At 73.3% G+C, this 24816-nt stretch carries 28 protein-coding genes and 4 pseudogenes; 21 read left to right on the forward strand and 11 right to left on the reverse strand.

What is annotated here, in order from left to right; genetic code table 11:
- Positions 1-5: 5 nt before the first annotated feature.
- From AMETH_RS18775 to AMETH_RS18785, 3 genes are all read right to left on the reverse strand, one after another.
- A complete protein-coding gene (locus AMETH_RS18775; RefSeq protein WP_017982667.1) occupies positions 6-500 on the reverse strand; it encodes a hypothetical protein in 495 nt (164 codons plus the stop codon).
- 18 nt (positions 501-518) lie between these two features.
- A complete protein-coding gene (locus tag AMETH_RS18780; RefSeq protein WP_017982668.1) occupies positions 519-1082 on the reverse strand; it encodes a class F sortase in 564 nt (187 codons plus the stop codon).
- 82 nt (positions 1083-1164) lie between these two features.
- On the reverse strand, positions 1165-2868 hold the full coding sequence (locus AMETH_RS18785; RefSeq protein WP_017982669.1) for a helix-turn-helix domain-containing protein: 1704 nt from the start codon (positions 2866-2868) through the stop codon (positions 1165-1167).
- A 118-nt stretch (positions 2869-2986) separates the two neighbouring features.
- On the opposite strand from AMETH_RS18785, the gene AMETH_RS18790 reads away from it, so the two are divergent.
- From AMETH_RS18790 to AMETH_RS40360, 8 genes and pseudogenes are all read left to right on the forward strand, one after another.
- Positions 2987-4465: an aldehyde dehydrogenase family protein gene (locus AMETH_RS18790; protein ID WP_017982670.1), complete on the forward strand. Its 1479-nt coding sequence runs from the start codon at positions 2987-2989 to the stop codon at positions 4463-4465.
- A gap of 30 nt (positions 4466-4495) precedes the next feature.
- Positions 4496-5857, forward strand: a complete 1362-nt coding sequence (locus AMETH_RS18795; RefSeq protein WP_017982671.1) for an MFS transporter — start codon at positions 4496-4498, stop codon at positions 5855-5857.
- Complete coding sequence (locus AMETH_RS18800; protein WP_017982672.1) at positions 5857-7041, forward strand: FAD binding domain-containing protein; 1185 nt, start codon at positions 5857-5859, stop codon at positions 7039-7041. Before AMETH_RS18795 ends, AMETH_RS18800 begins: the two co-directional genes overlap by 1 nt.
- A 15-nt stretch (positions 7042-7056) precedes the next feature.
- The gene (locus AMETH_RS18805; RefSeq protein WP_017982673.1) at positions 7057-7500 is read left to right on the forward strand and encodes a cupin domain-containing protein; all 444 of its coding nucleotides are present in this window, start codon (positions 7057-7059) and stop codon (positions 7498-7500) included.
- Entirely contained in the window at positions 7497-8468 is a 972-nt protein-coding gene (locus AMETH_RS18810; protein ID WP_017982674.1) for an amidohydrolase family protein, read from the forward strand. Before AMETH_RS18805 ends, AMETH_RS18810 begins: the two co-directional genes overlap by 4 nt.
- 65 nt (positions 8469-8533) lie before the next feature.
- A pseudogene (locus AMETH_RS41580) lies at positions 8534-8731 on the forward strand (oxidoreductase); the annotation flags it as partial.
- Between the two features lie 194 nt (positions 8732-8925).
- Positions 8926-9339, forward strand: a pseudogene (locus tag AMETH_RS41585) (oxidoreductase); the annotation flags it as partial.
- Between the two features lie 77 nt (positions 9340-9416).
- Positions 9417-9566 (forward strand): hypothetical protein, encoded by a 150-nt coding sequence (locus AMETH_RS40360; protein WP_017982676.1) that lies wholly within the window; start codon positions 9417-9419, stop codon positions 9564-9566.
- A gap of 92 nt (positions 9567-9658) precedes the next feature.
- Here the strand turns inward: AMETH_RS40360 and AMETH_RS18820 are convergent, their stop codons facing one another.
- Together AMETH_RS18820 and AMETH_RS18825 are read right to left on the reverse strand one after the other, a co-directional pair.
- The gene (locus AMETH_RS18820) at positions 9659-10870 is read right to left on the reverse strand and encodes an acetyl-CoA C-acetyltransferase (protein ID WP_017982677.1); all 1212 of its coding nucleotides are present in this window, start codon (positions 10868-10870) and stop codon (positions 9659-9661) included.
- 101 nt (positions 10871-10971) lie between these two features.
- A complete protein-coding gene (locus tag AMETH_RS18825) occupies positions 10972-11496 on the reverse strand; it encodes a TetR/AcrR family transcriptional regulator (protein WP_017982678.1) in 525 nt (174 codons plus the stop codon).
- A gap of 37 nt (positions 11497-11533) precedes the next feature.
- Here AMETH_RS18825 and AMETH_RS40365 point away from each other — a divergent pair, with 37 nt between their 5' ends.
- The 7 genes and pseudogenes from AMETH_RS40365 to AMETH_RS41600 all read left to right on the forward strand — a co-directional run bounded on the left by AMETH_RS40365 (position 11534) and on the right by AMETH_RS41600 (position 13658).
- Positions 11534-11836, forward strand: a complete 303-nt coding sequence (locus tag AMETH_RS40365) for an NAD(P)-binding protein (protein WP_223843227.1) — start codon at positions 11534-11536, stop codon at positions 11834-11836.
- A 50-nt stretch (positions 11837-11886) separates the two neighbouring features.
- Positions 11887-12159 (forward strand): annotated as a pseudogene (locus AMETH_RS40370) (NAD(P)/FAD-dependent oxidoreductase); the annotation flags it as partial.
- Positions 12160-12224: 65 nt separating this feature from the next.
- Positions 12225-12572, forward strand: coding sequence for a hypothetical protein (locus AMETH_RS40375; RefSeq protein ID WP_017982681.1), 348 nt, complete (start codon positions 12225-12227; stop codon positions 12570-12572).
- An 89-nt stretch (positions 12573-12661) separates the two neighbouring features.
- Positions 12662-12739, forward strand: a pseudogene (locus tag AMETH_RS41590) (hypothetical protein); the annotation flags it as partial.
- A 91-nt stretch (positions 12740-12830) separates the two neighbouring features.
- A complete protein-coding gene (locus AMETH_RS41595; protein WP_017982682.1) occupies positions 12831-13139 on the forward strand; it encodes a serine hydrolase domain-containing protein in 309 nt (102 codons plus the stop codon).
- Between the two features lie 63 nt (positions 13140-13202).
- Entirely contained in the window at positions 13203-13487 is a 285-nt protein-coding gene (locus AMETH_RS40385; protein ID WP_017982683.1) for a hypothetical protein, read from the forward strand.
- 48 nt (positions 13488-13535) lie between these two features.
- Positions 13536-13658 carry a hypothetical protein gene (locus AMETH_RS41600; protein ID WP_267283438.1) on the forward strand — a complete coding sequence of 41 codons (123 nt, stop codon included), beginning with the start codon at positions 13536-13538 and terminating at the stop codon, positions 13656-13658.
- Here the strand turns inward: AMETH_RS41600 and AMETH_RS18840 are convergent.
- From AMETH_RS18840 to AMETH_RS18850, 3 genes are read right to left on the reverse strand one after another with little or no spacing between them, the layout of a single operon-like run.
- Positions 13655-14788 carry a GDSL-type esterase/lipase family protein gene (locus tag AMETH_RS18840; protein WP_017982685.1) on the reverse strand — a complete coding sequence of 378 codons (1134 nt, stop codon included), beginning with the start codon at positions 14786-14788 and terminating at the stop codon, positions 13655-13657. The two genes, AMETH_RS41600 and AMETH_RS18840, sit on opposite strands and share 4 nt — an antisense overlap.
- Complete coding sequence (locus AMETH_RS18845; RefSeq protein WP_017982686.1) at positions 14785-15363, reverse strand: TetR/AcrR family transcriptional regulator; 579 nt, start codon at positions 15361-15363, stop codon at positions 14785-14787. Before AMETH_RS18845 ends, AMETH_RS18840 begins: the two co-directional genes overlap by 4 nt.
- 12 nt (positions 15364-15375) lie before the next feature.
- On the reverse strand, positions 15376-16998 hold the full coding sequence (locus AMETH_RS18850) for an AMP-binding protein (RefSeq protein WP_017982687.1): 1623 nt from the start codon (positions 16996-16998) through the stop codon (positions 15376-15378).
- Between the two features lie 177 nt (positions 16999-17175).
- On the opposite strand from AMETH_RS18850, the gene AMETH_RS18855 reads away from it, so the two are divergent.
- From AMETH_RS18855 to AMETH_RS18865, 3 genes are all read left to right on the forward strand, one after another.
- Entirely contained in the window at positions 17176-18069 is an 894-nt protein-coding gene (locus tag AMETH_RS18855; RefSeq protein ID WP_017982688.1) for an SDR family NAD(P)-dependent oxidoreductase, read from the forward strand.
- A 1-nt stretch (position 18070) separates the two neighbouring features.
- Entirely contained in the window at positions 18071-18529 is a 459-nt protein-coding gene (locus tag AMETH_RS18860; protein ID WP_017982689.1) for a MaoC family dehydratase, read from the forward strand.
- A gap of 152 nt (positions 18530-18681) precedes the next feature.
- Positions 18682-20124, forward strand: a complete 1443-nt coding sequence (locus AMETH_RS18865) for a DHA2 family efflux MFS transporter permease subunit (RefSeq protein WP_017982690.1) — start codon at positions 18682-18684, stop codon at positions 20122-20124.
- Between the two features lie 108 nt (positions 20125-20232).
- On the opposite strand, the gene AMETH_RS18870 is transcribed toward AMETH_RS18865, so the two are convergent.
- Together AMETH_RS18870 and AMETH_RS18875 are read right to left on the reverse strand one after the other, a co-directional pair.
- Entirely contained in the window at positions 20233-20859 is a 627-nt protein-coding gene (locus AMETH_RS18870) for an MBL fold metallo-hydrolase (protein WP_017982691.1), read from the reverse strand.
- Positions 20856-21941, reverse strand: a complete 1086-nt coding sequence (locus AMETH_RS18875; RefSeq protein WP_017982692.1) for an S-(hydroxymethyl)mycothiol dehydrogenase — start codon at positions 21939-21941, stop codon at positions 20856-20858. The genes AMETH_RS18870 and AMETH_RS18875 overlap by 4 nt, the downstream gene beginning before the upstream one ends.
- Positions 21942-22068: 127 nt before the next feature.
- Here AMETH_RS18875 and AMETH_RS41910 point away from each other — a divergent pair, with 127 nt between their 5' ends.
- From AMETH_RS41910 to AMETH_RS18885, 3 genes are all read left to right on the forward strand, one after another.
- The gene (locus AMETH_RS41910) at positions 22069-23316 is read left to right on the forward strand and encodes a helix-turn-helix transcriptional regulator (protein WP_017982693.1); all 1248 of its coding nucleotides are present in this window, start codon (positions 22069-22071) and stop codon (positions 23314-23316) included.
- Positions 23317-23658: 342 nt separating this feature from the next.
- Positions 23659-23823, forward strand: coding sequence for a hypothetical protein (locus AMETH_RS38050; RefSeq protein ID WP_017982694.1), 165 nt, complete (start codon positions 23659-23661; stop codon positions 23821-23823).
- Between the two features lie 65 nt (positions 23824-23888).
- Complete coding sequence (locus AMETH_RS18885) at positions 23889-24269, forward strand: beta family protein (RefSeq protein ID WP_081617555.1); 381 nt, start codon at positions 23889-23891, stop codon at positions 24267-24269.
- A 17-nt stretch (positions 24270-24286) separates the two neighbouring features.
- Here the strand turns inward: AMETH_RS18885 and AMETH_RS18890 are convergent, their stop codons facing one another.
- Positions 24287-24673: a ferritin family protein gene (locus tag AMETH_RS18890; RefSeq protein ID WP_017982696.1), complete on the reverse strand. Its 387-nt coding sequence runs from the start codon at positions 24671-24673 to the stop codon at positions 24287-24289.
- Positions 24674-24816: the final 143 nt, after the last annotated feature.

Genomic DNA, 24816 nt, shown 5'->3' on the forward strand with positions numbered 1-24816 from the left:
CACCCTCAACCCGCGTACGTGCCGTCGCCGGTCTCCGGGGCGCCCTTGGGCAGCACCTTGACCTGCGGGGCCTTCGTGGTGGTCTTCGACGGCGCGGGCGGCCGCGTGGACGTGCCCGGCCGCGGCCTCGTCGTGGTCGTCGCCGCCGGGCCGGTGATCGTGAAGGTCGCGGTCGCCGTGCCGTTTCCGGCCGGCCCGCCGCTGCCGGAGCACGTGAAGGTGGCCTGGTAGCTGCCGGGTTTCGCCCCGGCCTTCCCGGTGCCGGTGTAGCCGTCCAGAACACGGATGAGCGTGACCGGGGCGGCGAGCCCGGGCGAGGTCACCGTGCCGGCGTTGCCCGAGCAGTACGCGCTGAACTCGAGCGTCTGCCCCGGCGACACCGAGGACGGGGACACGCCGAGCTTCGGCGGCGGCGCGGTCGCGCCGGCGGCCGGCGCGGCGAGCGCCCCGGCCGCGAAGGCGAGCAGCCCGGCGCTGGCGAGAATTTTCTTGTGCTGCATGGTTTCCTCCCAGAATGGTCACCGCGGTGCGGCGTAGACAATGATGTTGTCGCGGTAGCTGTGCGCGGCCCGGTCGAAGCCCCCGCCGCAGGTGATCAGCCGCAGCTCGGGCCCGGCGGTGTCGCCGTAGACCGCCTCGGTGGGGAACTCGTCCTTGTCGATCTGCTCCACGCGGGTCACCGCGAACGTGACGGTCGAACCGTCCTTTCGCGACACCAGCACCTCGTCCCCCGGCACGAGTTCCTTGAGGCGGTGGAAGATCCCCGGCCGTCCGCCGCCGTCGACGTGCCCGAGGACCACCGCGGGCCCCGGCTCCCCCGGCGCCGGACCGAGCCGGTACCACCCGGCCCGCATCGGCTGGGTCACCGGCGGCACCTCGATGGTCTCGTCCGCGTTGAGGCCCAGCGGGACGAGCGTCGAGCGCGCGCCGATCCGCGGAATGTCGAGCGCTTCCGGTTCCGCCGGCGCCACGACCTCCGACTCCGGTGCGGACTGCACCGGCGCAGGCACAGGCGCAGGCTGCGTGGCGCACCCGCCCAGCACGAGCAGGGCCAAGGCGAGCAGGAACCGCACGGCGACCATGCCGCTAACTCGCTCCCCCGCCCGATCCGGTTGCCGCCGAAACCGAACCGTGACGTCGCGGGCCTCCGTCCACCTCGGACGATCACCCCTCGGCGTGCGTCCAGTTCGCCACGTCGAGCACCACCAGCGCGGACTGCGCGTCGACGACGTCGCGGGCGGAGCGCAGGTCCAGACCGCTGAGCGCCTCGATGCGGCGCAGCCGCTGGCTGACGGTGTTCGGGTGCACGGTGAGCGCCGCGGCCGTGGCCTGCCGGTCCAGCCCGGCGGCGAGGTGGACCCGCAGCGTCTCCAGCAGGGCGGTGCCGTGGTCGCGGTCGTAGGCGACCAGCCCGCCCAGGGTGCGGTCGGCGTACTCGCGCAGCGGCGCGGGATCGCCGAGCTGGAGCAGCAACCCGGCCACGCCGAGCCGGTCCAGCGTGATCGTGGCGCCCGACTGCCCGGCGTGGGCCGCGACGGCCAGCGCTCCGCGGGCGACCCGGTAGGCCTCGGCGTGGTTGACGGCGGGTGCGGACACCGCGACGGTGGCGTCGTCGACCCCGCGCGCGGTGACCAGTGCCGGGCGGAAGCCGTCGACTGGCTCGCCGTCGGGCCACAGGGCGACCACCTCGCCGCGATACAGCGCGACCAGCGGGCGCGGCCGGACACCGGCGGCGAGCCGGGTCGCCTCGGCCACGGCCCGCTGGGTCGCGCCCGTCGGCGCCGGTTTCCCGGCGGCGACCACCTGGGCGACGAGCGCGCGGTGCGGCCGGGTCAGGTCGTGTCCCAGCAGGCCCGCGCGGTCCCGCACCGACGCGGCCGACGGGTCCGCCCCGGCAAGCAGGTCGGCGAGCAGTTCGCCACGCAGGTTCTGCTCCACTTCCAGCGCGGTCCGCTGCCGCAGCAGTTCCAGCGACAGCACCACCGACGCGTGCTCCAGGGCCAGGCGGTCCAATGGCGCGAGCGGCCCGCCGGGCAGCCACACCCGGGCGGCGACCTCGCCGGTGAGCACGACGTCGGCGACGACGTGCGCGCCGGTCTCCCGCACCAGCTCCGCACGCGGCGACCACGGACCGGCGTCGCCGGCCGCCACCGGGCCGCCCGCGGCGGCGAGTTCCTCGCCCCGCGCGTCGCGAACGAGCACCGGCCTGCCCAGCAGGTCGTGCAGCGCGGCCGCGATCCCGGCGACCCCACCCTCCTGCACCGCGACGCGCAGCAGCCGTTCGTGGATCCGCTCCGACCGGGTCACCAGGTCGTGCTGGCGGCGCAGGTCGTCCAGCACCCGCGCCGAGGTGATCGCGATCGCGGCGTGCTCGGCGAGCAGCTGGAGGCGGCCGACCTCTTCGGCACCGAACTCGTGCACCGTGGAGCGGTAGCTGTTGAGCGTGCCGATCACGCCGGAGGCCGTGACGAGCGGGACCGACAGCATCGACAGGTAGCCCTGCTCGCGGGCGACACCGCCCCAGACGAAGTCCGGCTCCCGGGAGATGTCCGAGACCGCGCACGGACGGCCGGACAGGAACGCCTGGCTGGACGGGGCCCCGACGTCGGCGGTGGCCTCGATGCGCACCGGCCGGTCGGAGTTGACGCGGGCGACGTAGGCCTCGGTCAGCCCGCTCCACCCGGCGATCACCAGGTTCGCCCGCGCGGCGTCCGGCACCAGGACACCGCAGAAGTCGAGCCCGAGCAGCTCCCGCGCGGTCGCCGCGACCAGGTCGAGCACCTCCCGCAGCCCCTGCCCGGCGTTCACCGCCGCGGTCAGGGCGCCGATCGCGCCCAGCCACTCGCGCAACTCGGAAGCCTCATCCATCCCGGGAGTGTCAGTGGGAACACCGCGCAAGTCAACTCTGTGTCGCCGCAGACATCGCCCGGCGCGGCGCCGTCGATCAGACTCGGGAAGCGCTCCCCCACGACCGAAAGGGCCCGGGATGTCGACGACCACCTCCCCCACCACCGCCGGGACCGGACACGCGCGGCCGATCCTCGATCCGGCCACCGGCCGGGTGCTCGACACGGTGCCGGACAGCACCCTCGACGAGGTCGACGCCGCCGTCGCCCGCGCCCGCGCGGCGTTCCTCGGCGGGCCGTGGCCTGCGCTGACCCGCACCGAACGCGGACGGCTGCTGCTGCGCGTCGCGGACGTCGTCGAAGGCGCCGCCGAGTCGCTGTACCGGCTGGAGACCCGCAACAACGGCCGCCCGGTGACCGAGACCCGCGCGCAGCTGTCCCGGGTGCCGGAGTGGTTCCGCTACAACGCGGGACTGCTGGCCGCGCAGCGCGACGCCGTGCTGCCCTCCGACGGCCCGTACCTGACCTACCAGCGGCGCGCGCCGCTCGGCGTGTGCGGGATCATCACGCCCTTCAACCACCCGCTGCTCATCCTGGCCCGCAGCCTGTCCGCCGCGCTGGCGACCGGGAACACGGTCGTGGTCAAGCCCTCCGAGATCACACCACTGTCCACTTTGGCCCTGGCCGGGCTGGTTCGCGAAGCGGGTGTCCCGGACGGTGTGGTGAACGTGGTGACCGGCGGCCGGGAGGTCGGCGAGCGCCTCACCGGCCACCCGGACATCGCCAAGATCACCCTCACCGGTGGCACCGAGGCCGGCCGGGCCGCGGCGGTCGCGACCGCCGCGCGGTTCGCCCGCGTCACCGCCGAACTGGGCGGCAAGACCCCGATCGTCGTGTTCGACGACATCGACCCCGAGGTGGCCGCGGAGGGCGCGGCGTTCGCCGCCTTCGTCGCGGCCGGACAGTCCTGTGTGGCCGGTTCGCGCTTCCTGGTGCAGCGCGCGAGCTACGAGCGCTTCGTCACCGCGCTGGCCCGCCGCACGGACGCGATCCGGATCGGCGACCCGTCCGACCCCCGCACCCAGCTCGGTCCCCTGGTCAGCGCCGCGCAACGGGACAAGGTGCTGAACCTGATCGGCGCCGGGATCGCCGAGGGCGCCCGGCTCGCCGCGGGCGGCGGCGCGCCCGACCTGCCCACCCCGTTGGACGGTGGGTTCTTCCTGCGGCCCACCGTGCTCGCCGACGCCACGAGCGACATGCGGGTCGCGCGGGAGGAGATCTTCGGCCCGGTCGCCGTCGTCGTCCCGTTCGACGACGAGGCCGACGCCATCGCCAAGGCCAACGACAACCGCTTCGGCCTCGGCGCCGGGATCTGGACCCGCGACCTGGCGCGCGGCCACCGCGTCGCCGACCGGATCGCGGCGGGCATGGTCTGGATCAACGACCACCACCGCCTCGAACCGTCGCTGCCCTGGGGCGGCATCAAGGAATCCGGCACCGGCCGGGACGCCGGTTCCGAATCCTTCGACGACTTCACCTGGATCAAGACCGTCGTCGCCCGCACCGCCACCGACGACGTCGACTGGTATGGCGCCGACACCCCCGGCCGCCTCAACTGACCCCTGTCCCCACGGCAAAGGAGCCGTTCCATGGCCAACCCCTCCGCGCCACCGTGGCGCACCGAGATCACCCGCACCCAGTGGCTGGTCCTGCTGGGCACCACGATGGGCTGGGCCCTCGACGGATTCGCGGGCAGCCTGTACTCCCTGATCCTCGGCCCGGCGATGACCGAACTGCTGCCGCACAGCGGGATCGCGCCCGCCACCGGCAGCATCGGGCTCTACGGCGGCATCACCGTCGCGTTGTTCCTGTTCGGCTGGGGCACCGGCGGGATCCTGTTCGGGATCCTCGCCGACTACTTCGGCCGCGTCCGCGTGCTGTCCGCGGGCATCGTGACGTACGCGGTGTTCACCGCGCTGGCCGCCTTCGCCGACACCTGGTGGCAGCTGGGTGTCCTGCGGTTCGTCGCGGGGCTGGGGTCCGGGGTGGAGGCGCCGGTCGGCGCCGCGCTCGTGGCCGAGGTCTGGCGCAACCGCTACCGGGCGCGGGCCTGCGGCGTGATGATGTCCGGGTACGCGTTCGGCTTCTTCATCGCCTCGCTGGCCTACGCGATGCTCGGCGGCCACGGCTGGCGGCTGATGATGGGCATCGCCGTGCTGCCCGCGCTGCTGGTGTACTTCATCCGCCGCCACGTGCCCGAACCGCCGGAGATCAAGGGCTCCATCGCCGCCCGCCGGGAACGCCGCGCCCACGGCCACCGCACCGCGCAGGACCGCTTCGTGCTGCGCCGGCTGCTGACCCGGCCGCTGCTCAAGCACACCCTGGTCGGCACCGCGCTGGCCACCGGGTCGCTGGTCGCCTTCTGGAGCGTGTCCACCTGGTACCCGCAGGTGATCCGCCAGGCGGCGACGGCGGCCCAGCTGACGCCCGCGGTGGTCAACGAACGCGTCGCGCTGGCCTCGATGCTGTTCAACGCCGGCGGCGTGCTCGGCTACGCCACCTGGGGTTTCCTGGCCGACGCGATCGGCCGGCGGAAAGCGTTCGCGGCCAGTTTCGCGATCTCCGCGGTGAGTGTGGGGCTCCTGTTCCCGTTCTCGCCCGGCTGGGGCGTGTTCCTCGCCGTCATCCCGGTCGCGGGATTCGGCCTCTACGGCGCGCTGTCCGGGATCCTCGTCTACGGCCCGGAGCTGTTCCCGCCGAGCGTCCGCGCCACCGGGATGGCGCTCTACAACGGCATCGGGCGTTACCTCACGGCGGCCGGGCCGCTGGTGGCCGGTGTGGTGGCCGCGTCCTGGTTCGGCGGTGACCTCGGGCTGGCCACCACGTGCGTCGTCGCCGTCGGGCTGCTCGGTGCCGTCGGGCTGTTCTTCGCGCCGGAGACCCGGGGCGCGCCCCTGCCCGCCGATCCGGTCCAGCCCGGCCCGGTTCCCGCTTCGGAGGAGATCCACTGATGAGTGCCTACGCAGGCGCCCGCGCCGCCGTGATCGGCGGGTCGATCGGCGGCCTCACCACCGCGCTGCTGCTGCGCGACCTCGGGTTCGAGGTCGATGTGTACGAGCGCACCCCGACGCCGCTGGACGGCCGGGGCGGCGGGATCGTGCTGCAGCCGGACACCGTGCGCTGGTTCGCCGAGCGCAGCACGCAAAACCCGGAAGCGCTGTCCACCCCGACCGAGTACGTGCAGTACCTCGACCGCGGCAACGGCGTCGTGCACCGCGACCGCCGCCGCTGGACCTACACGTCCTGGGGCACCTTCTACCGCGCGCTGCTCGCCGACTTCGGCGGCGAGCACTACCACCTCGGCCAGTTCGCGTGCGGTGTCGCGCAGGACGAGGACCGCGTGACCGTCCGGTTCGTGTCCGGGCACCGCGCCGAGGCCGATCTGGTCGTGTTCGCCGACGGCATCACCTCGATCGGCCGGTCCCTGCTCGACCCCGGGGCGCAGCTGGAGTACTCCGGCTACGTCGGCTGGCGCGGCACGGTGCCCGAGCACGAACTCACGCCCGCGACGCGGGAGCTGCTCGGCAACGCGATCTCCTACAGCGTGGTCCCGCACTCGCACATCACGGTGTACCCGATCCCCGGCGAGACCGGCCCGTCGGAGCGGCTGATGAACTACGTCTGGTACCGCAACGTGCCGGCCGGGGGCGAACTGGCGGAGATGCTCATCGACAAGCGCGGCTTCACCGGCACCGTGTCCATCCACCCCGGACAGGTCCAGGACCGCTACGTTGACGAGATGCGGGACACGGCCGCGGAACTGCTCGCGCCCGCCGCCGCCGAGGTGGTCACGCGCACCGCGCAGCCCTACATTCAGGTCGTGTCGGACGTCCGCGCTTCCCGGATGGCGCAGGGCCGGATCGCGTTGATCGGCGACGCCGCGGCCGCGGCGCGCCCGCACGCCGCCGCGGGCACCGCGAAGGCCGCCGCGGACGCCTGGGCGCTGGCCGGCGCGCTGACCGACGCCGACGGCGACGTTCCCGCAGCCCTGCGCAAGTGGGAGCCCGCGCAGCTGGAGCTGAGCGCCCGGCTGCTCGACCGTGTCAAGGCGATGGGCGAGCGCTCGCAATTCCACAACACCTGGACGCCCGGGGACCCGGACCTGCGGTTCGGCCTCTACGGGCCCGGCCACTGATACGAGGAGAAGACCATGTCCGACACCAGTTTCCTGTCCGACCTGCCCCTGGCGGGCACCCTCGTCGCGAGCGGTTTCGAGGGCTGGAGCCCGCAGCTGCGCGCCGAGTTCGAGGCCCACGCCCACGACGGCGAGGTCGGCTCGCGCCTGCTGAGCGAGAACGGCCGCGTCCGGGTCTGGGAGATCCGCCTGGCGCCCGGAGAGCGCTGGCATGCCCACCGGCACGTGCTGGACTACTTCTGGACCGCGGTCAACGCCGGGCGCAGCCGCCAGCACACCAGCGACGGCACGACCCGCGAGGTGTCCTATGTGGCCGGTGAGACGCGGCACTTCACGTTCGGCCCGGGCGAATACCTGTTGCACGACATCGAGAACATCGGTGACGGCGACCTGGTGTTCACCACGGTCGAGCACCTGGACAGCGCCAACGCCCCGCTGCCGCTGGGAGAGCGGCAGTGATCGGGCCGATCGCGGACGGGCCGGTCGACGTCCACGCGCACTGGCTGCCCGCCGAGCTGTTCGGCCTCCCTCCGGGCGCGCCGTTCGGGCCGCTGCGCGACTCCGGCGGCGAGCTCTACCTGGGCGAGGTGCCCCTGTCCATCCCGACGCGGGCCATGAGCGACGTGCCCGCGATCCTCGCCGACACCGCCGCGGCCGGGCTCGGCGTGCGGGTGCTGTCGGCCCCGCCGTTCGCCTTCCCCGTCGCGGGCCCGGCGGCCGAGTACGTGGACGCGTTCAACACCGCGCTCGCCGAGGTCGTGGCGTCCGCTGATGCTGCGCTCGCCGGGCTCGGCCTGGTCTCCCTCGACGACGACGCGGTGGCGACCGCGCAGCTGAAGCGGCTCGCGGCGCAGCCGGGGATCGCGGGGGTGGCGATCCCGCCGCTGCTCGGGGGCGAGTCGCTGGACCGCGGCGGGCTGCGGCACGTGCTCGGCGAGTCCGCGCGGCTCGGCCTCTCGGTGCTGGTGCACCCGATGCAGCTGCCGCGCCCGGAGTGGCGAGACCACTACCTGGCCAACCTGCTCGGCAACCCGGTCGAAACCGCCACGGCGGTCGGCGCGCTGCTGCTCGGCGGGGTGCTCGACCAGCTGCCGGACCTGCGGATCTGCTTCGTGCACGGCGGCGGCTGCACGCCCGGGGTGCTGGGCCGGTGGGACCACGGCTGGCACACCCGGGCCGACGTGCGCCGCGACTCGTCGCGCCCGCCGGGTGAAGCGGTCCGGGCCCTGTGGTTCGACACGGTCACCCACGACCCGGAGCTGCTGCACCTGTTGACCACGCGGGTGGGCGAGCACGCGGTCGTGTGCGGCAGCGACCACCCGTTCGACATGGCGCAGCCGGACCCGGTCGGGTTCGCCACCGCGGCCGGCCTGGACGTCGCGACCCTGGCCGCCAACGCGCGGGCGTTCCTCGGGGCCGGCTCGTGAGCAGGCTGTTCACCTCGCTGACGCTGCGGGAGCTGACGGTGCCGAACCGGGTGTGGCTGTCCCCGATGTGCCAGTGCAGCGCCGGGGCGGACGGGGTGCCGGGCGACTGGCACCTGGTCCACCTCGGCGCCCGCGCCGCCGGCGGGTTCGGGATGCTGATCACCGAGTCCACCGCGGTGTCCCCGGAGGCGCGGATCAGCGCGCGGGACACCGGTCTGTGGTCGGACGCGCAGGTCGCGGGCTGGCGGCGGATCACCGGGTTCGCGCACGCGCAGGGCATGCCGATCGCGGTGCAGCTGGGTCATGCCGGGCGGAAGGCGTCGGCGTTCGCGCCGGGAGAGGGGCGCGGCACGGTGCCGGCGGGCGAGGGCGGCTGGACACCGCTCGCGCCGTCCCCGTCGCCTGCCGCGGCTTCGCGACCCCGGCGGAAGCGACGGAATCCGACCTGGCCCGGGTCGTGGCGGACTTCGCCGCGGCGGCCCGGCGGGCGGTGGACGCGGGGTTCGACGCGATCGAGATCCACGCCGGCCACGGGTACCTGCTGCACCAGTTCCTGTCGCCGCGGGCGAACCGGCGCACCGACCGCTACGGCGGCGGGTTCGGCAACCGGGTGCGGTTGCTGCTGGAGGTGATCGGCGCGGTGCGCGCTGGGTGGCCAGCGGAACGCCCGTTGCTGGTGCGGTTGTCGGCGACGGACGGGGTCGAGGGCGGGTGGACCGCCGCGGAGACCGCCGATCTGGCGCCGCTGCTGCACGACCGCGGGGTGGACCTGATCGACGTGGGCACCGGCGGGCTCGACCCGGACCAGCGGATCCCCGTCGGGCCGGGGTACCAGGTCCCGTTCGCCGAGCAGGTCCGCGCCCGGACGGCGCTGCCGGTCGGCGCGGTCGGCCTGATCACCGAGCCGGACCAGGCGGAGGCGATCCTGGCGCCGCGAAGTCCGCGGACGTGGTGCTGCTGGCGCGGGAGGCCCTGCGCAACCCGGCGTGGCCCCTGCACGCCGCGGAAACCCTGGACCCCGGCTCGGCGCGGGAGAAGTACCCGTGGCAGTACCTGCGCGCCGCACCCGCCGAGGGGGCGCCGGCCCGGCGGGACTGACCTGCCCCAGCCCCGCGCGCACCTTGCGCGCGCTGCTCGGCGAGCCCCGAGGCGGCTGCCTGCCGCCTCGGGTCAGCCGACCGAGCGGGTGGTCAGCTCACCCGCTCGAACACCGCCGCCAGGCCCTGCCCGCCGCCGATGCACATCGTCTCCAGGCCGTACCGCACCTCCCGGCGGGTCATCTCCCGGGCGAGCGTCGCCAGGATCCGGGCGCCCGTCGCCCCCACCGGGTGGCCCAGCGACACACCGGAACCGTTGACGTTGAACCGCTCGTCGGTGTCGCTCAACCCGAGTGTGCGGGTGCAGGCCAGCACCTGCGCGGCAAAGGCCTCGTTCAGCTCGATCAGGTCCAGGTCGTTCAGCGACAGCCCGGCCTTGGCCAGCGCCGCGCGGGTGGCGGGCACGGGGCCGATGCCCATCGTCTCGGCAGGCACCCCGGCGCGCGCGAACGACACCAGCCGCACCAGCGGGCGCAGGCCGAGCTTCTCCGCGGTTTCCCGGCTGGTGACCAGGCAGGCCGCGGCGGCGTCGTTCTGGCCGCTCGCGTTGCCCGCGGTGACCGTGGCCTCCGGGTCGGTGCGGATCATCACCGGCTTCAGCTTCGCCAGGCCCTCCGCGGTGGTGTCCGGGCGCGGGTGCTCGTCGGCGTCGACCACCGTCTCGCCCTTCCGCGACTTCACCGTGACCGGGACGATCTCGTCCTTGAACAGCCCGCCCTCGATCGCCCGCGCCGCCCGCTGCTGGGACCGCAGGGCGAGCGCGTCCTGGTCCTCGCGGGAGATGCCGTGCTCGCGGCGCAGGTTCTCGGCGGTCTCGATCATCCCGCCCGGGATCGGGTGGTGCACCCCGCCCGCGGTGGCCCGGCCACGCGCCAGCGAATCGTGCAGCTGCAGGCCGGCGCCCTTGATGCCCCAGCGGCCCTCGTGCGTGTAGTACGGCGCGGCGCTCATCACCTCGGCGCCACCGGCGAGCACGACGTCGCTGAACCCGGCGCGGATCTGCATGGCGGCGTCGAGCACGGCCTGCAGGCCGGAGCCGCAGCGGCGGTCGATCTGGATGCCGGTCACCGTGTCCGGCAGGCCGGCGTCGAGCGCGGCGACCCGCCCGATCGCGGGCGCCTCCGACGTCGGGTAGGCGTGCCCCAGGATCACCTCGTCGACGCGCTCCGGGTCCACGCCGGTGCGCTCCACGACGGCGGACAGCACGTGCGCGGCGAGCGCGGCGGGCGTCTGGCCGGCCAGCGCTCCCCCGAACCGCCCGATCGGCGTCCGCAGCGGCTCGCAGATCACGACATCGACGGACATCCGTTGTCCTTTCACGGCTGGGCAGGGCTACGTCCGACGATCGCACCCCCGGACCATGAAGTCCAATATCCGATTCAAGCCGCACTGAGACGACGAGCGTCTCAGTGCGGCGGCCGCAGCGCCGGGAACCCGATGTCGCTGAGCACCTGCGCGGTCTCGTCGGCCGTCGAGGTGATCGTGCCCTGCACCGCCCACCGGGTGAAGAACCGCTCCAGCTGGCTGACCAGCAGCTCGATCCGCAGGTGCGCCTCGGCCCGCCGCTGCGAGCCCCACCGTTCCAGGTACCGCGGCATCGCGGCGGGCAGCTCGCCGACCGCGCGCTTGGCGATGGCCCGGAGCTCCGGTTCGAGCGCGACCGCCTCGTCCCACGCGGGCAGGATCGCCTGGTTCTCCTCGAACCACGCGACCGCGCCCCGCATCCAGCGGGTGAACGCGGCGCGCGAGCCGGTGGCGAGCACCTCGTCCAGCTCCGCGGACACCGCGACCGCACGCTGCGCCATCGTCTCCGCGCCGATCTTCTGCAGCACCTCCAGCTTGCCGGTGAAGTGCGGGTAGAACGTCGCGCGGCTGCACCCGACCGTGGAGACGATGTCGTCGATCGCCACCGCCGCGTAGCCGCGCTCCACGAAACAGCGCCTTGGCGTGCTCCAGCAGGTCGCGAACATGTCAGAGTGTTCAGCGGCATCGTGGCCAGCGGAAGAGGCATCCGTGAGGTCACTCCCCACCGTCTGCATCATCGGCGCCGGCTGCTCCGGCTTCGCCACGGCGAAGCGATTGCGCGACCACGGCATCCCTTACGACTGCTTCGAGATGTCCGACGACGTCGGCGGCAACTGGTACTTCGGCAATCCCAACGGGCGCTCGGCCTGCTGCGATCGCTACGCATCGACACCTCGACCACGCGCCTGCAGTTCGAGGACTTCCCGGCGGGCGCGGACTGGCCGCACTTCCCGCACCATTCGCTGATCCACCAGTACTTCCGCGACTAGGTCGACCACTTCGGACTGCGCGAGACGATCACCTTCAACACCGCGGTCGAGCACGCGGCCCGGCAACCCGACGGCAGGTGGCGGATCACCCTGTCCACGGGCGAGACCCGGGACTACGACGCGCTCGTGGTCGCCAACGGCCACCACTGGAACCCGTACCTGCCCGACTACCCCCGCACGTTCGACGGGCCGGTCCTGCACAGCCACGCCTGCCGCAGCCCGTTCGACCCGGTCGACATGCGGGACAAGCGGATCGTCGTGGTGGGCATGATCGCGCGGCCCGTGCGGGTGTCCGCACGGCGCGGCGTGTGGGTGCTGTCGAAGTACCGCGGCGGCAAACCGGCCGACAAGATGATGATGCCGCCGTGGATGCCGAAGAAGATCGGCCTACCGGGCACCGGCTGCCGCTGTTCAAGCGGATCGTCACGCCCGGAATCGGCAACCCCTGCTTCGCCGGCCTGGCGCAGGCGTCGCCGACGATCGTCAACCTCGCCGAGCAGCAGAGCAAGCTCATCGCGCGGCACCTGACCGGGGAGTACGAGCTGCCGGACGTCGCGGAGATGGCGGCCACCATCGCGCGCGACGAGGCCAAGCACCTCGGGCAGTACTACTCCGCGCCGCGGCACACCATCCAGCTCGACTTCGCCCGCTACGTGCGGGAACTGCACCGTGAGATCGAGGCGGGCCGGAAACGGGCGGCGGCCGTCCGGTGAACGGCCACTGCGACCCGCGGTTCGCCGCACTCGGCGACCTGCTGGCGGAGCGGCTGCGCGACGGCGCGGAGGCGGGCGCGTCGGTCTGCGTGATCGCCGATGGCGTGGTCGCGGTGGACCTGTGGGGCGGCTCGGCCGCGCCCGGGGTGCCGTGGACGCGGGACACGCTGGTCACCACGTACTCGCTGACCAAGACGATGGTGGCGCTGGTGGCGCTCGCACTGGTGGACCGGGGGGCAGCTGGACCCGGACGCGCCGGTGGCGCGGTACTGGCCGGAGTTCGGCGCCGCGGGCAAGGACGGCGTGCTGGTGCGGCACGTCCTGGGCCACACCTCGGGGGTGTGCGGGTGGGACTCGCCGGTCACCTTGGAAGACATCTGCGACGTGGAACGGGCGGCGGCGCTGCTGGCGGCGCAGGAGCCGTGGTTCCCGCCGGGCGGGGCCTCCGGGTACCAGGCGGTCAGCCACGGCCACCTGGTCGGCGAGATCGTGCGGCGCGTGACCGGCCGGTCGCTGGGCACGGTGCTGCGGTCGGAGTTCGCGGACCCACCGGGAGCGGACTACTGACTGGGCGCACCGGAGGACGTGGACGCCCGGGTCGCCACACTCGTTGCACCTGAATCGTCCGGTGTGGACTACGCCGCCCTCGACCCGATCGCGGTGCGCACGCTGACGAACCCGCTGATCCCACCCTCGGTGACGACCACGCGGCCGTTCCTGGCGGCCGAGCTGGGCGGGCTGAACGGCCAGGGCAACGCGCGCTCGGTGGCGCGGCTGCAGTCGGTCGTCTCCCACGGCGGCGCGATCGACGGCAGGCGGTTCGTGGCGGAGTCCACTGTGGAGCGGATCTTCCAGGTGCAGGCCGACGGGGTGGACCGGGTGCTCGGCACGCCCGTCCGGTTCGGACCCGGCTAGGCGGTCGACGGCCACACCTGCTGGTGGAGCGGGTTCGGCGGTGCGGTGGTGCTGAACGACCTCGACCGGCGGCTGACCTTCGCCTACGTCATGAACCGGATGACACCGGGCCTGGTGAACGCGCCGAACACCACTGCCTACCTCGCCGCGCTGCGCTCCTGCCTGGACTAGCGAGCCGCGAACGGGCCGCCGAACGCGAGCTTGGCGAACCGCTCCCCCATGAGCCGGTGGGTCGCCGCGTCGGGGTGGAGGTTGTCGGGCAGCGGGCGGTCGTTCTCGCCGTGGAGGTCGCGGCCGTCGAGGTAGTGCAGGTTCTCGTCGGCGCGCTCCGCGACGATCCGCGCCAGCTCGTCCCGGATCACGCGCAACGTCAGCTTCCCCGCGGCGCGCTCGGCCGGGTCACCGGTGGCCCGGAACCGCACCACGCCCGACTTCAGCGCCTCAACGTCGAACGCGCCGGGTCCCGGCGTGTCCTCGTGGATCGGGCACCAGATCGGGGACACGACCAGCAGCGGCGCGCCCGGGTGCCGGTCGCGGATCGTGTCGAGGAAACCGTGCACCGCCGGCGTGAACGCACGCAGCCGCATCACGTCGCCGTTCACCAGATTGATCCCGATCTTGACGCTGATCAGGTCGGCCGGCGTGTCGCGCATGACGCGTGCGGTGAACGGGTCCAGCATCGCACTGCCGCTGAAGCCCAGGTTCACCAGCTCGGCCCCGCCCAGGCCGGCGGCGACCGCGGGCCAGGTGGTGACCGGGCTGGCCGCGTCCGAGCCGTGGCTGATCGAGCTGCCGTGGTGCAGCCACACCCGCCCGCGCGTGGGCGACGGCGAGACCGGCGCGTCGGTGCGCAGCGCGATCAGCTCGGTGATCTCGTTGTGCGGCAACCAGATCTCCACGTCCTTGTCGTGGCCGGGCAGGCTGTCGAACCGGACCGTGCCGGGCGGTCCGGGCTCCATCCGGGCCGCGCCACCGGCCAGGTCGATGTGGACGGTGTTACCGCCGCCGACTCCGCCCTGCGCGGTCAGCCGTCCGTCGACGAGCAGGTCGTACACGCCGTCCGGCCGCGGCGGGGCGCCCACGTAGGACCGGGTGGTGCGCAGCGCGTCCAGCTCGATCACGGTCGCGCGGGTGCGGAAGGCCAGCCGCACGCCGGAGGGTTGCGACTCCGCCATGCGGAGCTGCGCGTCGGCCCGGGCGCGCGCCCAGGCGGGCAGCCGGTGCGGCACCAGGCCGTGCGCACCGGACTCGACGTCCAGGGCGCCGCGTAGCAGGTCCGCGGTCAGGGGTGTGGTGATCACGATCCGGTCCTCCCGGGCCAGCTCCGCAGGATGACGTCGAGGACCTCGAGGATCCGCGACCAGGACTCGCCGGGCTCGGGCGCGCTGTGGCCGAACGCGCCGCCCGATTCGAGCTCGACAAAACCGTGCACGACGCTGCCCAGCAGCCGGACGGCGTGCGGGTGGTCGGCCTCCGGCACGTCGTAACCACGCAGGATCGCCTGCATCATCCGGGTGTGCCGGGGCCCGGCGCTCGCGGCCGCGTGCTCCGGGTCGAGCCGGAACTGCGCCGCCGCCCAGCGGCCCGGGTGCTCGTGGGCGTAGTCGCGGTAGACACCGGCGAAGGCGGCCAGCGCGTCCCGGCCGGCTCGCCCCGCCAGCGCGTCGGCGGCCCGGTCGGCGAGCTCGCCCACCGCGAGCAGCGCGACGCGGACCTTGAGGTCGTGGGCGCCCCGCACGTGCGAGTACAGGCTCGCGACCTGGACGCCGAACCGGCGGGCCACCGCCGACGGGGTCACCTCGTCGAACCCGGCCTCGTCGGCCAGCTCCGCCCCCGCCTGGACCACGCGTTCCGTGGTCAGTCCCGCTCGCACCATGCCTAAAGCGTATCAGGAATTTCCTAAATGTTTTAGGAGGAGGTCGCGGGCCCAGGCCAGCTCGAGCTTCCCGGTGGGCGTGCGGCGCAGCTCGGGCAGCAGCGCGATCGTGCGCGGCACCTTGTACCCGGCCAGGCCACGGCGCACCCATTCCCGCAGTTCCCCGGCGGACAAGGTCGCCGACGCGGTCGCGACCACCGCCGCGACGCGCTCGCCCCAGGTCTCGTCCGGCAGGCCGACCACGACCGCGTCGGTGACCTCGGGGTGGGTCAGCAACGCGTCCTCGACCTCCTGCGGGTACACCTTCTCGCCGCCGGTGTTGATCACCCCGGCTCCGCGGCCGAGGAACCGGATCGCCCCGTCGGCCTCGACGGCGGCCAGGTCGCCGGGGATGGCGTAGCGGACGCCGCCGATCGTGCGGAACGTCGTGGCCGTCTTCGCCGAGTCCTTGTAATAGCCGAGCGGGATCGGGCCGCGGTAGGCGAGCACGCCGGGCTCGCCGCTGCCGGGCGTCACCTCGACGTCGCCGGGGCCGAACACCTTCGTCGCGGGCACCGGGAAGAACCGCGACGGCAGATCGTCCACAGTGGAGGTCACCGCGAACGCGAACGGCCCGCCCTCGCTGGAGGCGATCGCGTCGAAGATCGTGACGCCCGCCCGCTCGTGCAACGCGTGCTTGAGCCGGTCGGACAGCGCTGTGCCGGAGCTGATCACCGACCGCAGCGAGCCGAGGTCGTGCGGTCTCCCCCGCCGCTCCGCCGCGACCAGCTCGTCGACCAGCGGACGGCACACGGCGTTGCCCGCGACGATGATCGTGCGCGCCCGCCGCGCGGCGACCGTCATCCAGACGTGGCGCGGATCGAGCGCGCCGGGATTGGTGGTGATCACCCGGCCGCCGGTGAGCAGCGCGCCCATCGAGTTGAACAGGCCCGTGCCGTGCATCAGCGGCACGACCGGGATCGTCGCGTGCGAGCGGTCCTCGGCGTGCGCGTCGATCGCGAGACCGACGGCCTCGGTGAGGGTGGTGGGCAGCTCCCGCGCGCCCAGCGGGCGGAAGACCGGCACGAACAGCGAGTGCAGCAGATCGGACTGCCGCCAGATGACCCCCTTCGGCTTGCCGGTGGTGCCGCCGGTGTACATGAAGATCTCGTCCGAGCCGAACCGGTGCTCCGGCGGCCGCGGCCGCATGTCCGCGAGGAGTTCCTCCAGTTCCGGCGCTGCGGGCCCGGGCTCCGCGGCGGGTCCGGCGCGGACCAGCAGCCGCAGGGCCGGCACGTGCGCCGCGGCGTGGCGCAGGTTCGGCGCGAGCGCGCCGCTGAACACCACCGCCGCCGCGTCGGCATCGGTCAGCAGCGCCGTCAGCTCGTCGGCGGTGTACCGGTAGTTCGCGTTGACCGGCACGGCGCCGATCTTGAACGCGGCGAACACGGTTTCCAGGTAGGCCGCGCCGTTGTGGAGGTAGCAGGCCACCTTGTCGCCCGCCCGCACCCCGGCCTCTTCGAACGCGGTGGCCAGCCGGGCGGCGCGGTCGTCGAACTCCGCGTAGGTGAGGTCGCGCCCCGGTTCGGAGATCGCGACCGCGTCCGGCAGGCCACGGGCCACGGCCTCCCACACGGTGCCGAAGGAGACGTCCATCGGGTCTGCACCTCCTCGGCTCGGCGTCCAGCGTAGGAAGGCGCGGGGTCCCGGCGACACGGCCGGGAACCGCAGGCCTGGCGGGACAAACGTCGCGCCACGCTGGCGACGCAAGGCCAGCGTGCCGGGCCGCCGCGGCCCATACCGTCGAGGAGATCCGTGATCGAAGGAGGGCACATGCTCGACGGCAGAGTCGCCGTGGTCACCGGGGCCGGCCGCGGCCTCGGCCGGTCCTACGCACGGGCGCTGGCCGCCGCGGGTGCCGCCGTGGTCGTCAACGACCTCGACGCCGACGTCGCCAAGGAGACGGTCGCGGAGATCACCGCCGCGGGCGGCCGGGCGGTCGCCGTGGTCGGTTCCGTCGGCGGCAGCTACCTGGCCGACGCACTGGTGCGGCGGGCGGTCGGCGAGTTCGGCCGCCTGGACGTGATGGTCACCAACGCAGGCGCGCTGCGCGACCAGACGCTGCGCAACACCAGCGACGACGACTTCGACCTCGTGGTCACCAGCCACTTGCGTGGCACCTTCACCTGCGGGCGGGCGGCCGTGCGGCGGTTCCGGGAGCAGGGCGAGGGCGGGCGGCTGATCCTCGTCGGCTCCCCCGCCGGGCAGCGCGCCAGCTTCGGCCAGACCGCGTACTCCGCGTCGAAGGGCGCCGTCGTCGCGATGATGCGCACCTGGGCCGTCGAGCACGCGAAGATCGGCGTGACGGTCAACGCGATCGTGCCCACCGCGCTCACCCGGATGGTCGCCACCATCCCGGGACTGGGCGAGCTGGTGTCCAGGGTGGACGCCGGCGAGCCGGTGCCGCAGCCGCTGCGGCGCCAGGGTCTCGGCACCCCGGAGGACGTGGCGCCGCTGGTGGTCTACCTCGCGTCCGCGGAGTCGGCGCACGTCACCGGCCAGGCCATCGCCGCGGGCGGCGACCGCATCGCGCTGTGGACGCACCCGGGCGAGGTGGCCGAGGAGCTGCGGCCCGGTGGCTGGACCGTGCCGGAGGTCGCGCGGCTGTTCGCCGAGGCGCCGCTGCAGGAGTTCGAACCCGCGCCGCTGGCGCTCGAGGAGGTCTGACGTGGCGATCGTGGTCCACGGCGTCGAAGGGGTGCGCGCCCTGCCGGTCGGGGAACCGCTCGGCAGCAGCGGGCTGGTCGAGGTCACGCAGGAGGCGGTGAACCGGTTCGCCGAGGCGACCGGCGACCACCAGTGGATCCACGTCGACGTCGAGCGGGCGAAGAGCGGGCCGTTCGGCGGTCCCATCGCACACGGTTACCTGACGCTCTCGCTGGTGCCGCGGCTGCTGCCGGAGATCGTGGAGTTCACCGGGTTCGGGCTGACCGTCAACTACGGCTGCGAGAAGGTCCGCTTCCCCTCTCCCGTGCCGGTGGGCAGCAAGGTGCGCGCGACCGCGACGCTGGAGGAGGTGACCGAGGTGCGGGGCGGGCTGCAGCTGGCGATCACGATGACGATCGCCGTCGAGGACGTGCCGAAACCGGCCTGCGTGGCGACGATCCTCATCCGCCAGATGACCTAGCGCCGGAACGGGAATTCGATGGACGGGCGGTGCGTTCGCACCGTATAAGTGGTTCGGCTGTTTTCGCCTGCCCTGCTGGGGGATGGGGTGCGGCCGTTCCGGCGGCGCCGAGGCCGCGATCCCGACCACTGAATTCCCTGTGAGGTGCTTCCATGGCCGCCCCCGCGACCACTCCGCCCGACGCCACGCACGAGGCGCGGCCACGGTCCGGGCTGCTCATCGGCGTACTGGTCGTCTCCGCGTTCGTGATGATCCTGAACGAGACGATCCTGAGCGTCGCACTGCGCGACCTCACCGCCGACCTGGCCGTCTCCACCACCACGGTGCAGTGGCTGACCAGCGGGTTCCTGCTGACGATGGCGGTGGTCATCCCGACCACCGGGTTCCTGCTCGAGCGGTTCACCCCGCGTCAGGTGTTCCTCGCGTCGCTGACCCTGTTCAGCCTGGGCACCGCGATCAGCGGGCTCGCGCCCGGCTTCGGCGTGCTGCTCGTCGGGCGCGTGGTCCAGGCGTGCGGCACCGCCGTGATGCTGCCGCTGCTGATGACGTCGGTGATGCGCCTGGTGCCGCCGAACAAGCGCGGCGCGACGATGGGCACCATCACCATCGTGATCGCCGTGGCCCCAGCGGTGGGGCCGACGATCGGCGGCGCGGTGCTGGCGTCGCTGGGCTGGCGGTGGATGTTCTGGATCGTGCTCCCGCTCGCGCTGGCCGCGCTGGCGGTCGGCGCGGCCTGGTTCCGGCTGGACAGCTCGACCCGCAAGGTGCCGCTGGACGTGCCGTCGGTGCTGCTGTCCGCGCTCGGGTTCGGCGGCGTGCTCTACGGCCTGGCCGGCATCGGCGAAGGCGACGGGCACTCGCCGGTGCCGCCGTGGGCCACCATCATCGGCGGGCTGGCCATGCTGGCCGCGTTCACCTGGCGGCAGACCCGGCTGCAGCGCGCGGCCAGGGCGCTGCTGGACCTGCGGCCGTTCACGCACCGCAGTTTCGTCGTCGCGCTGGTGCTGGCCGCGCTGCTGTTCGTGTGCCTGCTCGGGGTCGCCTCGATCATGCTGCCGCTGTACCTGCAGACCGTGCTGCACACCAGCACGTTCGTCAGCGGGCTGGCGGTGCTGCCCGGTGGCCTGACGCTCGGGTTGCTGGGCCGCCCGGTCGGCGCGCTGTTCGACCGGTTCGGCGCGCGGCCGCTGGTGATCCCCGGCGCGGTGGCGCTGGCGGTGTCGATGTGGCTGTTCGCGCTGCTCGGGCCGGGTTCGCCGCTGGCCGCGGTGATCGCGATCCACGTGCTGCTGATGGCCGGGCTCGGGTTCATGATGACCCCGTTGATGACGGAGTCGCTCGGCGTGCTGCCGGACCACCTGTACTCGCACGGCAGCGCGATCCTGGCGACGCTGCAGCAGGTCGCGGGCGCGTTCGGCACCGCGGTGTTCGTCAGCGTGGCCACGCTGGGCAGCAACGACCCGGCCGGCACCCCGGACGCCGTCGGCCTGCGCACGGCTTTCGTGGTGGCCGGCGTCGTCGGGGTGCTCGTGCTGGTGACCGCGCTGTTCGTGCGCAAGCCCGCCTCGGCGACGCCGGCGCCTGCCGCGCACTGAGCGCGGGCGCTGCCCCGCCGACGCACCACCTCGCCGCCATCGCGGCTGGGCAGCCCGCGCGGTAGCCAGACGCGTTACGAGGGCCACGGCGTGAGCAACCACGCCAGCTCAGTAGCCGCGCGCGATCCACTCCGCCAGGTGCGGCGCCTCGGTTCCGATGGTGGTGCCGTCGCCGTGGCCGGTGTGCACCCGGGTGTCCTCGGGGAGCTGGAACAGCCGGTCCCGGATCGAGTCGATGATCGTCGGGAAGTCCGAGAACGACCGGCCCGTCGCGCCCGGCCCGCCGGCGAACAACGTGTCACCGGTGAACAGCGCCTTCGCCTCGGGCAGGTGCAGGCACACCGATCCGGGCGAGTGGCCCGGCGTGTGCAGCACCTCGATCTCGGTGCCCGCGACGGCGATGCGCTGACCGTCGTCGGCCTTCCAGAACGCCTGCCCGGCGTGGGTCATGTCCCACAGCTCCTGGTCGCCCGGGTGCAGCAGCACCGGCGCATACAGCTGCTCGCCGAGCTGCGGCGCGTGGGTGACGTGGTCGTTGTGGCCGTGCGTGCAGATCACCGCGACGACCTTGCGCCCGGCGACGGCCTCGACGATCGGCTTGTCATCGTGCGCGGCGTCGACCACCACCACCTCGTGGTCGTCGCCGATGAGCCAGACGTTGTTGTCGACCTCCCAGCTGCCGCCGTCGAGTTCGAAGACACCGGAGGTGACGACCCGGTCGATCCGGAAGCTCACCAGACCACCACCGAACGCAGCACCTCGCCGGCGTGCATGGTGTGGAAGGCCTTCTCGACGTCGTCGAGCGAGATGCGCTCGGTGACGAACTTGTCCAGCGGCAGCCTGCCCTGCAGGTGCAGGTCGATCAGCACCGGGAAGTCCCGTTCCGGCAGGCAGTCGCCGTACCAGGACGATTTCAGCGCGCCGCCGCGGGAGAAGAAGTCGAGCAGCGGCATCTCCAGGCGCATGTCCGGGGTCGGGACGCCGACCAGCACCACCGTGCCGGCGAGGTCGCGCGCGTAGAAGGCCTGCTTCCAGGTCTCCGGCCTGCCCACCGCGTCGATCACCACGTCCGCGCCGAACCCGCCGGTCAGCGCCTGGACGGCCTCGACGACGTCGGTCTCGGTGGCGTTCACCGTGTGCGTGGCGCCCAGTTCGGTCGCCCACTCGAGCTTCTTCGCGTCGCGGTCCACGGCGATGATCTTGTTCGCCCCGGCCAGACGCGCTCCGGCGATGGCCGCGTCGCCCACACCACCGCAGCCGATCACCGCGACGGAATCGCCGCGGCTCACCGCGCCGGTGTTGACCGCGGCACCCAGCCCGGCCATCACGCCGCAGCCGAGCAGGCCGGCGACGGCAGGGTCGGCGGCCGGGTCGACCTTGGTGCACTGCCCGGCGTGCACGAGCGTCTTGTCCGCGAACGCGCCGATGCCCAGCGCCGGGGTCAGCTCGGTGCCGTCGGTCAGGGTCATCTTCTGGGTGGCGTTGAACGTGCTGAAACAGTACTGCGGGCGGCCGCGCTTGCAGGCTCGGCACTGGCCGCACACGGCACGCCAGTTGAGGACGACGTAGTCGCCCGGCTGGACCGAATCGACGCCTTCGCCGACACTTTCGACGGTGCCGGCGGCCTCGTGCCCGAGCAGGAACGGGAACTCGTCGTTGATGCCGCCCTCGCGGTAGGTCAGGTCGGTGTGGCACACCCCGCACGCGGCGATCGCGACCACGACCTCACCGGGACCGGGGTCGGGGATCACGATGTCGGTGAGCTCGACCGGAGCTCCCTTCGAGCGGGCGATCACGCCGCGGACCGTCTGTGGCATCGGCTGTTCCTTTCGGTGGAGAAGCATGCGCGGTGACGCATACCGTTGGCGACGGTAGCCCTGAGTGGCGTTTCCGCGACCTGGTCGTCGGACCAGTAAAACCTCGACCTCCGGTTAGAGTGGCCGCATGGATCCGGTGACCGACCTGGTGGCTCTGCGAGAGGTCGTGGACGGGCCGCTGCACGAGATCGCCCGCCGCCTTTCGCGGTTCCTGGCCGAGCGGTGGCCGCACACCGCGCTCGTGGTGTTCACCCGCGAGTGCACCGGGCGGCCGCGCAAGGTCGCCGGGGCCACGGAGATGATCAACAAGGTCACGATCGGCGAGCTGGAGGAGTTGAAGGCCGCGGTCGAGCCCGGCCGTCCGGTGAGCACGACCGCGTCGATCGCGGGCGCGCCGCGGACCGTGTGGGTGGTGCGCGACCCGGCCGGCACCCTGCTGGTGCTGGTCCCCCGCGCGGCGCGGCGGCGGCTGCCCGAGCCGGAGCTGCTGGCCGCGATCTTCGGCCTGGTGGTGACCTCGATCAGCCAGCAGGTCGCCCAGGCCAGCCCCGACTACCTCGCCGAGTCGCGTGCCGCGTCGAGCGAACGGGAGCGGACGATCGCCGAGCTGGCGGCCGCGCACGAGGCGGCGCTGGTGGCGATCCTGACCACGCTACGGTCCGCCGGCCTGGACGACCGCCGGGCCCGGCTTTCGGCAGCGGACTCGGCGTCGGCGGCGCTGCTCGCGCTGCGGTCGGCGCGGAAGTCGGACCAGGCGCTGTCCGAGGAGGCGGCGCCGGAGGCGTTCGCCCGGCTGCGCGAGGATATCCGGCAGATGCTGCGCCACCACGAAGCGCCGATCGAGTTCGTCGCCCCGTCGGGCGGTTCCGTGCCGGGCGAGATCGCGCACGCCGCACGGGCGATGACGCGGACGGCCGTGCTGGCGTTCACCGCCCAGCCGGGCCTGGCGCGCCTGCGGATCGCGTGGTCGAGCGACGGCGCGAGCCTGGTGGTCGACGTGCGGGACCAGGGGTCCGGCGAACTGGATGTGGACGGGCTGCGCCGTGGCCTGCAGGGCCGGGCGCGCACCCTGGGCGCCGCGCTGGACATCGACGCCGCGCCGGGCTGGGGCAGCCGGGTGACGATCTCGCTGCCGCTGGACGCGCCGCAGCCGTCCGGCGAAACGCGGCTGACGAACCTCAACCGCCGCGAGCGGGAGGTGCTGGCGCTGCTCGCGCAGGGCAAGCGCAACAAGGCGATCGCGGCGGAGCTGGGCGTCACCGAGAGCACCGTGAAGTTCCACGTCACCAGGGTGCTGCAGAAGCTGGAAGTGAGCTCCCGCGGCGAGGCGGCGGCGCTGGCACTGGGCGCGGGCCTCGGCGTGGCGCACGCCTGAAGTCGCGCGTTCGGCGGATCCACGGCCGTTTCCCCCCGGCGACCCAGCTGTCCCGGATCGAAGCGGTCGCGCGGCTCTCCACCGGTTCGGGTCACCTCATGGTCGATGCCGCCGAGATCCGCGAACCGAGCAGGTTCGGACTAGCAGGCCGACTCGGCGAGCTCGCCAACCGCCTGTCCGATCCCGTCGATCTGCTCGACGGCGACTACCCCGTCCCCTTTATCCCGGTCGTCCGCGACGACACTCCCGACGACGCGGTGACCAACCTGGGCAGGCTGGCGGACGAAATCGGCATCGGCGCGGCCGTGCGGGTTCGCGTGCCCCTGCGCGACCGGTCCTCGGGTGGCGCGGCTCGTCGATCGGCTGCGGATCGACGTCGGCCTGGTCGACGTCATCGTCGACCTCCGGTACGTCGATCAGGTGGCGCCCCAGCGTGTCGAGCAGGTGCAGGCGGTTCTGGACCTCGTTCGGGTGGTCGGGCCGGTCCGGTGTCGACCGTCCTGCTGAGCGGCCCCATCCCGCGCACGCTGAATCGGACGGACCTGTGGCAGCACCCGCGCTAGGAGGAACAACTGTGGAACGAGGTCGTGGCCACGGGGGCGGGCGATCTCCGGTTCGGAGATTACGGCGCCGTGCACCCCATCGCCGGCCCTGGGTTCAGGAGCAAGCACGTGGCCGTGAAGTACTCCTGTCCGGCGGGGTGGGTCTACAGCCGGGACCGCCTGACCGAGGACGAACACTCCGGTGCGGACAGCAGCCCGGCGCACACCCTGCGCCGGACCTGCCGCCGTCTGGTGACGAGCCAGCACTTCGCGGGACCGCGGTTCTCCTGGGGCGACCGGGAAGTGGCCGCGGCCGCAGACGGCCGCGGGAACGGGCTGGGCCGCAGGAGCAAACCGGTCACCATCGCGACCTCGCACCACCTCGCCTACCTGGCGGCACGCTATCGCTGACCCCGCACCACGCGGCCTCATACCCCGGCGTGCTCCGCTCGCAGCGTGGTCAGGAACCGGCTGAACTGGCGGACCTGTTCGGCCACGAACTGTCGCCGACCGACACCGAGCACACGCGACGCGGCCCCGTGGTCCCACGCGACCACCATCGCGGTGGGGGTGTGCAGCAGTGGCCACGCGGTCCGCACCAGGCACCATGCCGGGCGCGGCATCGACCCGCGCAGGCGGTCCCGGTGGAAGGACACGTGCCGCTGCTCGTCACCCAGGATGCGGGCCGCCACGTCGCGGGTCAGGAGGTCCCCGGAACCGTCGCGCAGGATGCGGTAGTAGCTGAGCGCCACGGTCTGGGCGATCAGCGGGACCGCCAGCTCCAGCCGCAGCCCGCGCCGGAGTGCGACGAACACCGTGTCGGTCCAGTGACGCGTGATCGTCGGCGCCCCAGCGGCCTGGAGCAGGCGGGCGAGCAGCCGCGCGTGGTTCTGCTCCTCGGCGACGCTCCTTGACAGAACGGTCGAGCGCGGACGAGGTTGCCGGACCGAACTCCTTC

The organism is Amycolatopsis methanolica 239, from assembly GCF_000739085.1.
Lineage (GTDB): Bacteria > Actinomycetota > Actinomycetes > Mycobacteriales > Pseudonocardiaceae > Amycolatopsis_E > Amycolatopsis_E methanolica.

Excerpts from the sequence above, each read along its gene's own strand:
- AMETH_RS18775 (WP_017982667.1), bottom strand. The coding sequence starts at position 500 with ATGCAGCACAAGAAAATTCTCGCCAGCGCCGGGCTGCTCGCCTTCGCG.
- AMETH_RS18780 (WP_017982668.1), bottom strand. The coding sequence starts at position 1,082 with ATGGTCGCCGTGCGGTTCCTGCTCGCCTTGGCCCTGCTCGTGCTGGGC.
- AMETH_RS18785 (WP_017982669.1), bottom strand. The coding sequence starts at position 2,868 with ATGGATGAGGCTTCCGAGTTGCGCGAGTGGCTGGGCGCGATCGGCGCC.
- AMETH_RS18790 (WP_017982670.1), top strand. The coding sequence starts at position 2,987 with ATGTCGACGACCACCTCCCCCACCACCGCCGGGACCGGACACGCGCGG.
- AMETH_RS18795 (WP_017982671.1), top strand. The coding sequence starts at position 4,496 with ATGGCCAACCCCTCCGCGCCACCGTGGCGCACCGAGATCACCCGCACC.
- AMETH_RS18800 (WP_017982672.1), top strand. The coding sequence starts at position 5,857 with ATGAGTGCCTACGCAGGCGCCCGCGCCGCCGTGATCGGCGGGTCGATC.
- AMETH_RS18805 (WP_017982673.1), top strand. The coding sequence starts at position 7,057 with ATGTCCGACACCAGTTTCCTGTCCGACCTGCCCCTGGCGGGCACCCTC.
- AMETH_RS18820 (WP_017982677.1), bottom strand. The coding sequence starts at position 10,870 with ATGTCCGTCGATGTCGTGATCTGCGAGCCGCTGCGGACGCCGATCGGG.
- AMETH_RS40365 (WP_223843227.1), top strand. The coding sequence starts at position 11,534 with ATGTCAGAGTGTTCAGCGGCATCGTGGCCAGCGGAAGAGGCATCCGTG.
- AMETH_RS18845 (WP_017982686.1), bottom strand. The coding sequence starts at position 15,363 with ATGGTGCGAGCGGGACTGACCACGGAACGCGTGGTCCAGGCGGGGGCG.
- AMETH_RS18850 (WP_017982687.1), bottom strand. The coding sequence starts at position 16,998 with ATGGACGTCTCCTTCGGCACCGTGTGGGAGGCCGTGGCCCGTGGCCTG.
- AMETH_RS18855 (WP_017982688.1), top strand. The coding sequence starts at position 17,176 with ATGCTCGACGGCAGAGTCGCCGTGGTCACCGGGGCCGGCCGCGGCCTC.
- AMETH_RS18865 (WP_017982690.1), top strand. The coding sequence starts at position 18,682 with ATGGCCGCCCCCGCGACCACTCCGCCCGACGCCACGCACGAGGCGCGG.
- AMETH_RS18875 (WP_017982692.1), bottom strand. The coding sequence starts at position 21,941 with ATGCCACAGACGGTCCGCGGCGTGATCGCCCGCTCGAAGGGAGCTCCG.
- AMETH_RS41910 (WP_017982693.1), top strand. The coding sequence starts at position 22,069 with ATGGATCCGGTGACCGACCTGGTGGCTCTGCGAGAGGTCGTGGACGGG.